Raw genomic sequence first — 14,717 nt, forward strand, 5'->3', positions numbered from 1 at the left:
CATATAAGAGAAAAAGAGACCCATTTTAGGTCTCTTTTTGTCACTTATGCCAAAATTCTTGGAGCTTTATGCCCAGTATGCTCACATTGCAGCAAAGCGTTATTACCCTTGTCCCTAACATTCGGCATCTCAGATATAGATGCCCTATTTTTTGGAGAAAAGCGAAAAACTTTAGGGCTTTGAAAAAGAAAAATCCTGCCAAAGCACACAAAGGAGGGGCTTCGGCAGGACGAATAAGGTGGAAGCGCATGGGGCAAAAGGAAAAAGCCGGATGCGCTGAAGCGATTATTTCAGGATTTTTACCGTTTTAGAATTTCCAGCTGTCATGATGTCGAGGATATAGGTTCCAGCAGGCCAAGCAGTAGTGGAGAGCACAACTCGGTCTGTTCCTTTCGCCGTCCCCAACAGTCGACCATCCGATGTGTAGGCACGAATGCTGAGTGGGCTTGCTCCTGTCACTTCTATGCTTGCTGGCGTTGTCGTCACCTTCAGACCGTTGGCGGAAGCCTCAGCAATACCAGTGGTTTTCTTTACCACAAACACCAAATTATGGTCGGCACGCACTGCGGCAAAGTACACCGTTGCAACCGAATCCCTACCGGCATTGAGCGTTGTCTGAACACCGTCCTTCGTGTAGCCAGCAAGGCGGAAGCCGTCTTGAGCCACGGCCTTGACCGAAACAGTTTTTCCCGGTGCGACGGCTGCTACCAACTGCTCGCCGGCAGCTGTCACTCCAGCCTTAGGGGTGAACGTCACGTCAAGTCCTGTGGGTACAGTCACACTGATAAGATATTTCTCCGTGAGTGCCGCAGAAGCATCGGCTGCTGCTTTCTCGTAATCGGCAGCTCCTACATAGAGGCTGGCAGCTGCCAGTTCCAAACCAGCCGTACCGCCCAATTGAAGAGGAGCTGGCGTGAGTACTTCCTCAGCATAAGCAGCATTGTAGGCAGTGCCCTGCAAATTGCCATCGATATAGACTTTCACCATACCGTTTGCCTCGCGCACAGCAGTAATCTGATGGTTACGGCCATCGTTCACCACAGAGTCAGCAGCAAAGGTAGTATGTCCCACCTTGAAGACGGGTTTTCCATTCACGAGTTCCAACTTCCACGCTCCTGCCTGCTGTGCTATGACTGTATTGGCAGCAGTAGTACGGACGAGTGTAGAGAAAGTGAAAGCATCGCGCCCACCTATCGTCTTCTCACTCACCGCTGTATAGGACTTATCCAAAGCCAAGAACTGAACGCCGGCGCGGAGGTCCGAACGCGTGGCTACGGTCTCTGCCTGCTGCAATTGTGCGGTGGAATCTATGCGGAGAACGAGACCTCCTGCATTATAATAGAAGACAGGAGATACATCCTGAGAGAGAACATTGTTCCAATCCGAAAGATTCTGTGCCTTCAGCGTGTAAGCCTTATTATCTTGTAGAGCATTGGCAAAGGTGAGTGTCACGGTGCGATAATCGGCCGATAAGGAAACCGCTGTGGGCTGGCCAACGAGTGTTGCTCCATCATAGAGAGCAAAGGCAGAAGTTGTGGGGCGGACGGGTTCGGAGAACTGCGCCACCACTTTGCGAGCTTCCGTAGAGCGCACCGTGGCAAACGTTGCAGGGGTGGTATCGGCCGCACCAAAGCGAAGCACGAGAATCTCACCCGGACGGAGCGTCAGTTGCATATTCTGACCGTATGCGTAAGTCGTGGCAGCAGGTGTCCAAGTCAGTGCTGTCGCTGCACCCGGTGTGCCGCTATATTGCATAATCAGGCCGGCATGCAAATTATTTGCTGTTTCGGGAACTCCTACCGCTTTGTCGAACGTAAACGTGAAAGTCTTAGAAGTGTTTGACGGATTGCGGAACGAAACAATACCCTCCGCTTGTTGTCCTGTTGTCACGGGACGCCAGCAAGAGTAGCCGTAGATTTCGCCCGACTTCGGCGAGCGGCCAAAGTAGACGGCATTGCGCAGTGTCTCGTAATTCTTGTCTATGAACGTGAGGGCTTCGGCATTGATAAGCCATTTGTTGCCTTCGTCCATCATGTTGTAAGAATAAAGCATTTCCCAGAACGCCGTACCACGTGTAGCCATCATGTAGAGGTAGGCACGGAACTCATTGTCAGACATAGCATTGGGACTCATACAGTCCGTCTTACCGTAGATAGGGTCGTGGTTGAATATGTGGCTCTGGGGAAATTGCAGACCGTTGGCATTGTAGAAATCGTAGTAGCGATCATCGCGATAGCTTAATTGCTTGTCGAGTTCACTATTGCGACCGCCCACTACAGCCCGTCCCATATCGTTGGAATTCTGCATCCACACACTGTTGCAGAACTGCAAAATCCACGGACTCGGATTGACGTAGCAAGTAAGATTGAGCCAAAGGTCGCTACCACGACCGGAGGCCTCGGCGTAAAGGTCGCGGAACACATCGTACCAACGCTCCCAATGCTCCGTAAAATAGTAGTTGCCATTTTTCCCGCCCGTGATATAACGGCCATTATTGCTGGGTTGCGGTTCTACCGTGGAGAAACCATCAAGTTTCCAATAATTAACCCCGTAATCCTTTTGGCAGGTGAGGAAAAAGTCGCGCAGCTTGGAGACATAGACAGAGTCGCCCGTCACAGCATCGCCCGAACGCGTATTATATGTGCCGTTACCGTGGGATTCAAGGAAATGTCCCCAACTTGCATTGAAATTGTAGCCACCACGCGGGCCGAGCCAAATACCAAAGTCGGAACCATAGCGGTGAGCTATCTGTGCTGCACCCTGAAGTCCCGTGGGGAATTTAGAATTGAATTCCCAGAAACCAGACACGTTGGAAGTAGTGCCGGAACGTTCCGTATCGCTCACGTTATAGTTGTTCCAACCATCATCCACAACATAGGAGTCCATCGGTCGGAGACCGTGCTGCGTGAAACCGCGTTCCATTCGTTTGAAACTGGTATTGATGCGCTCTTCCGTAATGGTCATCATCCAGTCGTACCAACTGTTGTACTGCATACGTACTTTAGTGGGGCGTGCAATCGTCTCAATGTAGGAGAAGAAGTCCTGACGGATCACTCCCACTTCGGAAACGGAGCGCGCAGCCCCTTCCACGTTAGGCCAAGTACGGAAAACGCCGTCTTTGGCAATGCTACTGAGCGATTTCCCGCTGTAGTAGCGCGAATGGCCAAAGCCGTTGGAGATTTCGTTCTCGGCTTGCGGAAATTCCGATCCAAAGAAAAGACCATCGATATAGAAGGGCTGACCGAGACTCATCGTGTAGGCACTCATACCTCCCACACCGCCGGAACCTTCTGGGTGAGACCATCGCTGATTAGCTGCCACGCTCTCAACGCCCATATTCTCCATTTCGATATAGTCGATGGGCGTGGTGCGAGCAGCCTCGTCTGCAGCACTGATGAGGAGATATTTATGCAGGAAATGGTCCTTCTCTTTCATTTCTACCACCATGCTGACCTTCCACGTAGCACTGACACCATCTGCAGGATTCACGTGCTGATAAGGCTTCATCTCAAAGACGAGACGCTTACCTCCGTCGATGCTTTCTTCCCTGACATTGTCGAGGGTCATTTGAGAAGCGGAGAATGCCGTAGGGAGCGGGACGGCTACGGTGTCTGTAGAGAGATTGAACTCTGCACAACAGCCAAATTCGCGACCGTTGACGGTGCTGGTCTCTGTCAGACGCACATAGCGCGCTGTGATGTCGCGGCCGAGGTCTGTCCAAACCGTGGCCACCTCCGTATAGGCGAGTGTACCTGTCTTGACTGTCTGCCAGTCGGAGCCATTGTCGGACACGGAGAATTCATAGCCTGCAATATTTCCATTGGAGCGCACTCCCTCCGAGCCGGAACGTGGCAGATAGCCAAAACTGCGGAATGTGGCAGCTGCCCCGAGGTCGATGGTTAGAGAATGAGGCAGAGCAGCAGAGCCGTTGCCTTGCTGACCGGAATAGAAGGTATGCCACAGCGTTGCGGCATCGCCATCAATGGCCAAAGAGGGATCGCCCACCGTAGCACTTTCGCGACACCAGGAATCGGCCGTTGCCGTCCAACCCGTACGGGGAAGCTTTGTCATCTCAGTGGCAGCAGCCTGCGCTTCTGAAGACAGGCGGAATTCTCCGCAAGCGGCAAACTTCGCACCGTTCCAACTGCTCTTGACGATTACTTTAACGTAGCGCGCCTTTATATCGTGACCGAAATTTGTCCAAATTTCGTTGAGACTATAAGGCATTGTTCCCGAATAGACCGTAGTAAGAGCCGTGGGAGTATCGCCTGCTTGTATCTCTATTTCTTTTGCGTGTCCGTTGACCGATTTGGCTGCTTGGCGCGTGGTATAGCCGAAACTGCGGAACGTTTGGCTACTGCCGAGATCCACGAGAAACCAGTGGGGCATCTCTGCGAGCGAAGCGTCCGTATAGTTGGAATGCCAATAGGTGGCATCATTGCCGTCAATAATAGATGCGGGCGTTCCGCAGCCATTTTCGGGCGTAAAGCCATCGGCGGTTATCGTCCAGGAAGCGCGGTTGAGCAAACCGCCCACCTGCTTTTTCTGTGTGACAGGATTGAGCGAAAACTCTTCACTCCCCGCAGAAGGAGTGAAGGTAGCAGTAGGCGCGGTGCGCTTATTGACCATTTTTCCAGGCCGAAGGTGTTGTCCTGAAATATTGAAATGACGTTCGAGATAAGCATTACTGATACTGACGTCCGTTGCCGTCCGCGTCACACTTACCTGCGCCTTCATTCCAACGGGCAGTAAGACACTGAACCCCAAGAATAAAGAAGGGATTAAAAGTTTCATGAAATGTAAAAAATTTGCTTTATAGGTAACGGGGCGCAAATTAAAAAAAAAAAAAAGAAATACAAACTTTTGCAACAGAAATGACTGCTTTTGCGAAGAAAGGATTCAGCATCAGTTGTTCCCACATCGCAGCAAAACATTGTCGCCCCTATTCTTGACATTCGGTTTTTCAGATATAGATGTGAAAAAGTCTTTCGTTTTTCCGCAAAACTTTAGGGCATAGAGCGAAAAAGCTTTTCTGCTCATTCATTTCTTTATTATTCCCTTCAAAAAAGCAGAAAAGCTGTCGGATTTCACCAAGAAGTGCACTTTTATCCTTATTCTGTCCGCTGACACAATAAGGCTGTCAGCTGGTAACCTTATTGCGTTTGAAAACTTCCTTATTGTATTCTGGAACATCTCGCGAAAAGTGGGAAATATCCCCATTTCATAATGCGCCAAAACTGCGTTATTCCTGCCCGCAATCAAGCAAATTGAATTTCGCGCCATTCTCGAAGCCGTATAATAAGAACTTTTTTTACAAAGAAAGGGACAGACGAAAAAATGCCACAAGGCTGTGAGAGAACACAGCTTGTGGCGTTTGAGGATTATTGGAGAAGCAGTGGAGCTCAGACGAGTCGGACGGGTCGGACGAGTCCGACTGGTCGAAGAGATAGAACGGGGCAGAGATTTTTCAGACGAATCGGACGGGTCTGACGAGTCCGACTGGTCAGACTCGTCAGAGGAGTCAGATTAGGACGAGCCTCTCCTATCACTTCACCAAGACCTTTTGGCCATTGATGAGATAGAGACCGGAATGTGTTGTGCTGACACGGCGACCTTGGAGGTCGTAGACGGAAGTTTCGCTGCGAGGTGTGACGGTAAGCGTTTGCACACCAGTGTAAACGGACTGCAAAGCGGTGGGCAGATAGAAAGCCCAGTTGTTGCCGCCGCAGGCACGGAAGTAGCCGTCGGGTACAGTCTTCGGCATCGTGGCTACGTTGCCGATACGACAAATCAATGTGCCGTTTTTGCCTTCGGTGCGGCTCTCGTAGTAGGTGCTACTGCGCACAACCTCACAATTGCTCTGCGAGGTCACACCAGCCACACGGCGGGCAGCAATCTGATTCTTGATGACCGTTTTATTACCCACCCAATGCGGCCAAAAGACGCAGGGCACGCCGGGAGCACTCAACAAAAAGGCATAAGCCTGCGCTACATTGCCCGTGTATTTGTTGTCGTCGCGATAAGTATCGTGGTTGTCAACAAAGGTAACTGCATAACGATTGGTTGAGCTGTTATGGATGAGACCAGCAGGGCGTGGCGTTGTGCCATTCTCTTTCCACGCCATATTGGCGTAGTTGTTCTTGGCCAAACCGTTGTTGAGTGCTGCATATTTCTGGGGAAAATCGAACGCCATGGACTTATAGCCCGTAGCAGCCAGCCAGGCTTTGACGGCATCATAGTTGCCATCCCAATACTCACCCACGCTGAGCCAGGGCTGCGATGCGTCGTTGTAGATTCCTACATATTTTCCTTCGAAACCTTTCACAAAGTCGTAGCGCCAACCGTCGTAGCCCATCTCCCCCTTCATCCAGTTGAGATAAGCCTTTACATCGTTCTGCACATTAGCCGAAGTGTGGTCGAGATCTCGCGCGCCACCCCAGTTTTCTCCCGTATCATTAGCACCAGTAGCCATGCCATGGGTGGCGCGGAAGGTGGCTGCTCCAGCCTCGGTATTGACCTCATCGTTGCGACAAATGTCGGCCAGCGTAAGTTGGTAAGAGCCATACGCACCAAAGTTGTCGGGCGAGAAGTTGGCCCAATCGGTATAGCCGGCACGGTGGTTGATGACGATGTCGGCAATGACTTTCACGCCTTTGTTATGGAAGGCCGTGATCAGCGTTTTCAGATTGTCGGCCGTTCCCCAACAAGAGTTTTGGTCATTCCACACGCGCGGATGATAGCCTACATTTGATCCACCAACGGTATAACCTCCCTCGGGATTGGCTGAAGGTGGCAACCAAATGCCCGTGAAGTTTTGCCCGATTTCATCAACAGCAGGCAGCAGTTGTGCCCATCCTGTTTGCTGCTGCGAGTTCCAAAAGAATCCTTGCAACAGCACATCCTGACAATCGGCCGGCGCTTGTGCGCGCGCCGAACAGAGAAGTAGGGCGAAGCAAGAAAGGAGAAGTGTACGTTTCTTCATTGTGTCGTAGTATTTTTATTGATATTTGATTTCATCACTAACGAATAGCAAACACGGAAAACTTGCTGTAATTGAAAATTCCCCCACCCGAGAATCCCGGATGGGGGAAAGAATCAGTTATAACAATACATGCCGGAGTTTACTGTTTAGTAATCGTGCAATAGTAGTGGTTAGCAGTCTTGCGAGAGAGGTACAACTTAATGGTGTAAGTACCGGCAGCGACAGAAAGATTATCGCCATTCTGGATGAGATTATTGGCACTACCACCAAAGTTGATGTCCCAACTACCGTTAGCGCGGAACTTGAACGTTCCGGCTTTGAGCGTCGTCGTTATCGTCCAGCTCTCATCGGCTTCATTAAATGTCATGGCTTCGTCGCCGTCCCAACCTTTTGCTGTAGCATCACCAATGATGCCCCAAGTGGTTGGAATAGCTTCGAACTTAGCTGAAGGAACATCGGCTGTAATCTTGTAGTAGCCAGCAGTAGCCACCTTGATGTTTCCAGTGCCTTCGCCTGTGAAACCCGCAGGATAGCTTGTGAAGCTGCTCCAGTTGTATTCGCCATTGTCCCAGTTGCGCTGCTTGGTGAACTTAAACTCTGATTTGAGATAAGCGAAACCTTCATAGACGCCATTGAAGTTGGCAGAATGCAAAGCAGGTGCAGAAGCCGGAGTCCAGCTATTGCCGGTACCTGGAGCATAGATATACTCAGAATAGTTGAGCGGAGCGATGGTCATGGTATAGTCCATCATGTTCAGCTTAATGGTGTAGTATTTTGCACCATCAGAAGCTCTCTGAAGGAAGCTACCGCCCTGAGCCACCATACCAGCCTCGAGACGAGTATCACCGTTTTCTGTGTCGGAGCCTAAAGCACCGTTCCAGTTTTCAACAGCAGAGCCGTCGGCTTTCATGCAGGATGCAGGGACAATCTTAAACTGTGCATCAGCACGAGTACCATCAGCCTTGACAGGTGCGGGGACGGTCATTGTGAAGATAGGATCATCGTAGACGTCCTCGGTGCTGTGGTTGAACTTAACGGGTGTAGTCCAGTGAGAGTTTGTGCCCACCAAGTAGTAAACGTCTTCAATGACGGGAGCCACGAGGGTAGCCGTTACGGTGATAGCCTTATCGAGACGGAAAGACGCTCCACCCATTGTGGTGTAGGCATAGACCGTTGTAGGAATCTCGCGCTTGTTGGGACGCTTGCCATAGAGCTTTTCAATAGCAGCCTTGAGGTCGGCAGCAGCCAGTTTACCATTCTTATCAGAATTGAGATAGACAGAATCGGTAGCCGCAGCGTTCTTCAAACAAACCTTATAAGTAGGTTCAGAGGCTTTCTCGGCCGTGAAAGTTGCCTTATAGATAGAGACAGAATCGGTCGTTACGTTGGCATAGTCGATAGCTGCAGCGGGCTCTATATTGAGCGCGGCAGAAAGAGCTGCCTCTTGGGCGTTCTGCTTCGGTTGTGCCCAGTCCGTATAATCATCGGAGCAACCAGCAAAGAGCAAAGCCAGCCCCATTGTAAACAGTACTTTTTTCATACTTATGCGTTTTTAGTTTTTTTGAACTGCGCGGTGCTGGCAGCGGAGCATTCCGCTTGCCAGCCCTTGCAGCATACAAAACAATAATTACTTAGCCATGAACATATAGACACCTGTGATGTCGTTGAAGAAGACGCGATACTTACCAGCATCTACAGGGATGTTTGCTCCACCTTTAGCCCCTGCACCGCGCGGGAAGTCGTTGCCACCCCAGTTGGTTGACCAACTGCTATCAGTGAGGAACTTCGCCGTAGTCTTATCGGCAGAGGTATCAAGATCGTAGAACCAGTCGTGGTTATTGCTGGATGCGCAAGCAGTCATCGCCGTTGAAGTGCCCCAACCGTTGAAGTCGCCAGCAATGAGCATCTGCGGATAGGTGGAAACAGCCTGAGTATAAGGAACTACAGTCATGCTATAGTTTTCTGTATTGAGCGTAATCTTGTAGTATCCATCTGAAGGAACACAGATGTTGGAAGAACCGCCATCGTTATGAACAATGGTCAGAGCGCCATCAGAAGAACCCAATTGGTCATCCCAACTACCTGGAGTTTTCACTACTTTGAAGCCTGCCGTGGTGAGATAGCCGACGTATTCGATAATGCCCTTACCGGTCTTCGCGTTGTAAGTCTGATCGGGAGCTACATACATCGGAATCATACTCTTTCCGACAGCGTCGGCACTATTGGTCCATTTACCATCACCAATACAAGCGCCGATGAGATACCAGAGTTCGGGCTCGGCAGCCTTGAGCATTACATAGTAAGGAGCTACATTGAGCTTCACCACATTGGAGTAGACCGTATCGGTTGTACCAGTGGATGTGGGGATATAGGACATCACGCGCACAAAGACATTTGCTTTGCTGGGAATATTTGTCTCATCCCAGCCGTTGAGTTGTTCGATGAGCTTGTCGAGGTCTTCAGCGGAGTATTTATACTTGCAATCGGTGAGTACACTTGAGAGGTTGGCATAGTCGGCCTTTTTAGCACCGGTTTGGTCGGCATCGGCCTGTTCTTGTGATACTTTGAAACTATCGCCCTTAGATACTTGCACCATATAATGTGCCGCAACGGGGAAGCCACCAAAGTCGGGCTGTGACCAAGAGAAAGAAAGCGAGTCGGTCGTTGATTTCAAATCCACGGTATAGCCGGCATAGTTTGGCGTGTTAAGCACAAATGTCTCCGGAATTTTCAGCGTAGGATTTGAATCATTATCGTCCGCACAAGCAGCGAAGAGGCAAACGCTGCAAAGAAGCAGCAATGCTGACTTAAAATATTTTTTCATAATGATTTCTTTATTAAAATGAAAAGTGGCGTGCTACAAGCCGCGGGGACGAGCCTTTTGGCTCATAGCACACAGACTTTATTTATCAATTATAACCTTCGTTGTGTTTGAGGTTGGGATTTGCATTCAAATCCTTCGTAGGAATGTCGAAGAGATTGCGCGTGGCAGCGAAATTGCGACCAGCTTGCGTACCACCCTTCCAAGACCAAACGTAAGAGGAGTTACCTCCATAGAGACCGAAACGAATCAAATCCATACGGCGACGGCCTTCAAAGAAGAATTCACGAGACCATTCGCTGATGATGTCATTCAGATTGTAGAACGACTGCGTCTTAGCATTGGCACGCTTGCGGAGAGCGTTGATCGCATTCGTTCCTTCGGTGGAAGTCTTACCTCCGTTCAAGCGGGCATCGGCTTCACCATAAGTCAGATAAGCCTCAGCTGCACGCATCAGGAAGAAGTCGGCATCGGGGAACTGAACGTTGCTCGCGCCAGCACCTGTAGTGGAGGAAGAATAGAAGTTGGTGAACTTCGTAACAGAGAGTCCCTTCTTGAAGTCATTCGTAGTGTTCGACGTCACGTCCACCGTGCGACCGTCGCCCCAGAAGAGTGCGCGGTCGTCCTTGGCAGCTGCGATGATATCCTTTGTTGTTGAGAGCGGACAAGCACTGGCATTGCCATTGAAGAACTGTGCCACCAGATTGGGACGTGCACGATTACCAGCCCAAGCCAGCGTAGTACCATTAGTGGCTGCGCCGTCAACATTAGCTGCATAGGGGTGCATGGTATTGTCGTAGGTAGATGCCATCAAGAAGAGAGAACATGCCCAGCTGGTAGTCAGCATACCATCTTGGAGTACTGGCATCACAGCTTCCTGAGCTGCACTGCTCTCGCCATTATCGCCCATGAAGAGCATCTGGTAGGCGCTCCAACCGTTGCGGCCTGTCGTGTTCAATTTATAAGAAGAGTCCATGACTTTCTTGGCATATTCCTTTGCCTTTGCCCACTGTGCCGTTCCGGTGTAAACCTCTGCATTGAGGTAGAGGCGGGAAAGCAGCAGCCAGTTAGCAGCTTTATCGGGACGTCCATAACCTTCGTCGGTCGAGGTCTTTGCTTTAGCATCAGACAACTGCGGTTCTATTTCGAGAAGTTCTTTCTCAATAAATTCATAGACTTGAGCACGCGTATAGCGAGGAGGCTTAACGGATGTAACTGCGGTAGAGAACGGAATATTACCGAAGTTGTCCATCAAATAGTAATAGTAGAGGGCGCGGAGCCAACGCACTTCGGCCGTCATCTGCGCATTGTAGGTGCCGGCTTCAGCAAGATACTGGTTGCACATCGACACACCGAAATAGAGGCGATAATAGAAACCTCGGAGCATCGGGTTAGCACCATCATAAGAATTATTGGTAAAATCAGCGATACCGGGGTCGCCCCAAAGGCAAATGGCTTCATCAGTGGGCAACTCATTAGAATTGAAGAGCTGGCGAACAAATCCTGACGTACCGCCATCGATACGGTCAACGTCGCAATCGTCGTCGGAACTGCCGTTACCAGAGATACCCAAGTTGGCAAAACACTTATTAAAGAGTGCCTCAACATCCACCTTTGTATTCAGGTTCGGATCGATAGGCTTCACGTCCAAATCTCCGACGCAAGAGCTCATGCTCAATGTCAACGCAAAGGCCGACAGAGACAGCATAGTTTTGATATTTCTTTTCATAATCGAATTCCTTATTAAATTAGAAGTTGAGGTTCAGACCCAGCGTGAGGCTGAAAGGACGTGGATAAATGTCGCTGTCGATACCAGGTGTTGCCCCTAAACCAGTTTTGAAAACTTCGGGGTCGATACCTTTATACTTCGTAATGGTAAAGACGTTGGAAGCTGCCAAGTAGAGACGGCCGCTCAGACCAGAGTAGTGGCGCATACAGAAAAAGTTCGTGAAGTTATAGCCCAATGTGATGTTGTCGCACTTCAAGAAAGAACCGTTCTGAACAAAGTGGTCGGACAAAACTGCGTGTTCTTCGGTAGACGCCCAACCGCGGTTGATAGCTTCCAGCGGACGGTTGCTCAAGAACTTCGAAGAAGACCAAACAGCAGAAAGGTCAGAGGAAGCAGCATCGTAGTTGTTGTAAACGTAGTTGCCAACATTAGCACGGAGCGTGAAGCTCAAATCCCATTCCTTATAGGAGAGACGGGAAGAGAGACCAAACGTCCAAGGAGCCATCGGGCTCTTGTAGAAATACTTGTCGGCTTCAGTGATTTGTCCGTCACCATTGCGGTCGACTACAACGCCCGAAATGGGCTTGCCGTCCTTGCCGTAAACCTGCTGATAAACGTAGTAGGAGAAGGCAGGCTTGCCAACAGTGTGTGCTTGGGCGTTAAAACCAGTTCCAGCAGAGATACCACCTACTGCAACATAGTAGTTCTTGTCGCCACCGATAAGTTCTGTGATTTTGTTTTGGTTGTATGTAGCGTTGAGGTTGATGTCCCAGAACCAGTCGTCTGTTTGGATGGCTTTGTAGTCGAGAGCAAGTTCGAAACCTGTGTTCTTGAGTGAACCGATGTTCGTCATCACAGTGTTCTTAAAGTTAGTACCCGCTGCAACGTATGCGCGATTGAGCAAGTCTGTTGTCTTGCGGTAATAGTAGTCGATAGATGCCGTCAAGCGGTTGTTGAGGAAACCTAAGTCTACACCTGCATTATAAGTAGTGGTAGTTTCCCACTTCAGGTTAGGGTCGTAAGCATCTGGACGGTTGAGTACACCGTAAGGTTTACCATCGCGGCGCGTAATGGGATAGAAGCTGGACGTACCTTTATTGATACCGTAAACAGCGAAGTAATTATAGTCGCCGATACCTTCCTGCTGACCCGTCTGACCATAACCAAGTCGGAGCTTCAAATCGGAAATCTTTTCAACATTCGTCAAGAACGGTTCGTTCTTAGCCTTCCATGCGAAAGCGAAAGAAGGGAAGAGTGCCCAATGGTCTTTGAAACGAGAAGAACCATCATCGCGCAACGTTGCCGTGAAGAGATAACGATCTTTATAAGAATAGTTCGCGCGACCGAAGAAGCTCACGAGATAGTTCTCTGTCTTGTAGTCGTAGGGAGAACGATTGTAGAGCGGAGCTTCGCCTGCAGCAATGAGTCCCTCTGCCACCTGTTTAGCCTGCAGAGTAGCGTAGTTAGGATTGGTAGTAGGATATTTGCCCCACGTCAAGGAATGCTGACTTCTCCAGAAGTGTTGCCATTCGTAACCAGCCATCACGTCGAAGTGGTGACTATCGTTGAGATCTTTATAGTACTGGGCGTAAGCATTGAAAGAGAGATTGCGCTTCAAAATCTTATCCCAGCCGTTGTAGCCATAATAGTAAGTCTGGCGACCGTCTTCTGAAGGATAACCAGCAGGCTTGATTGTAGTTTGTTTTCCTTGAGAAACATCAGCACCTAAGTTCATGTGAAGACGAAGGTCTTCAAAGCCATGCACCTTATAGTTGAACTCAGCGTTACCAATAAAAGAACGGCTGCGCGCCTTATCGTCCATGAGCTTCAACAAAGCAACAGGATTGGCCGTAGCCAGATTGTTCCAAGCGTTAGGCCAAGTCGGATCGCCCAGAGAGGCACCCGTAGTGCGCCATTGGAAGTAGTTGTGGAAATTAGCCGCATCGGCCGATTTTGTATCATAGATTGACTGCGTAGGATCCATCCAGAGCGCAGCACCTACAGCACTACCGTTGGCATATTGGCTTTCTGCATACATGCCTTTTGCACTCAAGTTCATCGTGAGATGATCGTCAAGGAAAGAAGGGCTCAGATTCAAAGCTGCAGTATAGCGGCGGAAATCTGAAGTCTTGAGAATACCTTGCTGATCGGTATATCCCAGAGAAACGCGGTAAGGCATCCACTTGAGTGAACCAGAGAGCGTCACATTGTGGTCGTGACTCCAAGCCGTGCGATAAATCTCTTTCTGCCAGTCAGTATTGGCCGTACCCAAAGCTTGTGCCGGCTCACTGTTTTCACCGTAGTATTTTTTCACAAAAGCGCGGAACTCATCACCGTTCATCACTTTCAGGGTCTTTTTCTTCGTACTCATCGTCACGCTACCAGCGTAGGAGACTTTCGGAGCCTGACCGCGAGCACCTTTCTTAGTGGTGATAATGATAACACCGTTAGAACCACGGCTACCATAGATGGCCGTTGCAGAAGCATCCTTCAGGATGTTGAAGCTTTCGATGTCCTGCGGATTCACCATAGAGAGCGGATTGGCAAGACCTTTCACACCTTGGTTATCCATAGCCACACCGTCGATGACAATCAGCGGATCGTTGCTGGCATTCAGTGACGAACCGCCACGAATACGGATGGTTGCACCACCACCAGGAGTACCACCAGCGGAAGTAACGGAAACGCCGGCCACCTTACCTTGGATGAGGTCCTGCGGGTTAACAACCAAACCTTTGTTCTTGCTGTCTGGCTTGATAGACATTACAGAACCCGTCACATCTGATTTCTTAGCCACACCGTAACCGATGACAACAGCTTCGTTCAGTGTACTGTTGTCTTCAAGTACGACAGTCACCGTTGGAGCTGCTACAACATCGGCCGACTTATAGCCAATATAAGACACGCGAAGCTTGCTGCCCTGCTGAGCCTTAATGGTAAAGTTACCCGCGGCGTCTGTATTTGTAAGCGCTTTAGGATTCACAGAGGTCACACTGGCAAATACCACCGGATGACCATCAGTGTCCTGTACATGTCCCTTCACCGTAATGGTCTGTGCCACTACGTTGAGAGAGAGAAAGATTCCTGCCACCAACAGCAACAGAAATCTGAAGTTCAACTTCTTACTCATGTTAGTATTGTTAGGTTATATAAATTAGATGAATTATTCTGTTTTATAGTTCGCC

The 14,717-nt window shown here is 49.7% G+C and carries 7 protein-coding genes; 1 reads left to right on the forward strand and 6 read right to left on the reverse strand.

Annotation, left to right across the window (positions count from 1 at the left end):
• Window positions 1–183, forward strand: a 183-nt coding sequence (locus ACO4R2_RS04585; RefSeq protein ID WP_484769359.1) for a hypothetical protein, incomplete at its 5' end; no start/stop codon positions are given.
• Between the two features lie 102 nt (window positions 184–285).
• Here ACO4R2_RS04585 and ACO4R2_RS04590 read toward each other — a convergent pair.
• From ACO4R2_RS04590 to ACO4R2_RS04615, 6 genes are all read right to left on the reverse strand, one after another.
• Window positions 286–4,794: a discoidin domain-containing protein gene (locus tag ACO4R2_RS04590; RefSeq protein WP_484769360.1), complete on the reverse strand. Its 4,509-nt coding sequence runs from the start codon at window positions 4,792–4,794 to the stop codon at window positions 286–288.
• A gap of 751 nt (window positions 4,795–5,545) precedes the next feature.
• The gene (locus tag ACO4R2_RS04595) at window positions 5,546–6,982 is read right to left on the reverse strand and encodes an alpha-amylase family glycosyl hydrolase (protein ID WP_484769361.1); all 1,437 of its coding nucleotides are present in this window, start codon (window positions 6,980–6,982) and stop codon (window positions 5,546–5,548) included.
• A gap of 139 nt (window positions 6,983–7,121) precedes the next feature.
• Window positions 7,122–8,522, reverse strand: coding sequence for an Outer membrane protein SusF domain-containing protein (locus ACO4R2_RS04600; RefSeq protein ID WP_484769362.1), 1,401 nt, complete (start codon window positions 8,520–8,522; stop codon window positions 7,122–7,124).
• Between the two features lie 87 nt (window positions 8,523–8,609).
• On the reverse strand, window positions 8,610–9,806 hold the full coding sequence (locus tag ACO4R2_RS04605) for a SusE domain-containing protein (protein WP_484769363.1): 1,197 nt from the start codon (window positions 9,804–9,806) through the stop codon (window positions 8,610–8,612).
• An 85-nt stretch (window positions 9,807–9,891) separates the two neighbouring features.
• Entirely contained in the window at window positions 9,892–11,532 is a 1,641-nt protein-coding gene (locus ACO4R2_RS04610) for a RagB/SusD family nutrient uptake outer membrane protein (protein ID WP_315090092.1), read from the reverse strand.
• 19 nt (window positions 11,533–11,551) lie between these two features.
• A complete protein-coding gene (locus tag ACO4R2_RS04615; RefSeq protein WP_484769364.1) occupies window positions 11,552–14,662 on the reverse strand; it encodes a SusC/RagA family TonB-linked outer membrane protein in 3,111 nt (1,036 codons plus the stop codon).
• Window positions 14,663–14,717: the final 55 nt, after the last annotated feature.

The organism is Alloprevotella sp. (assembly GCF_057240785.1).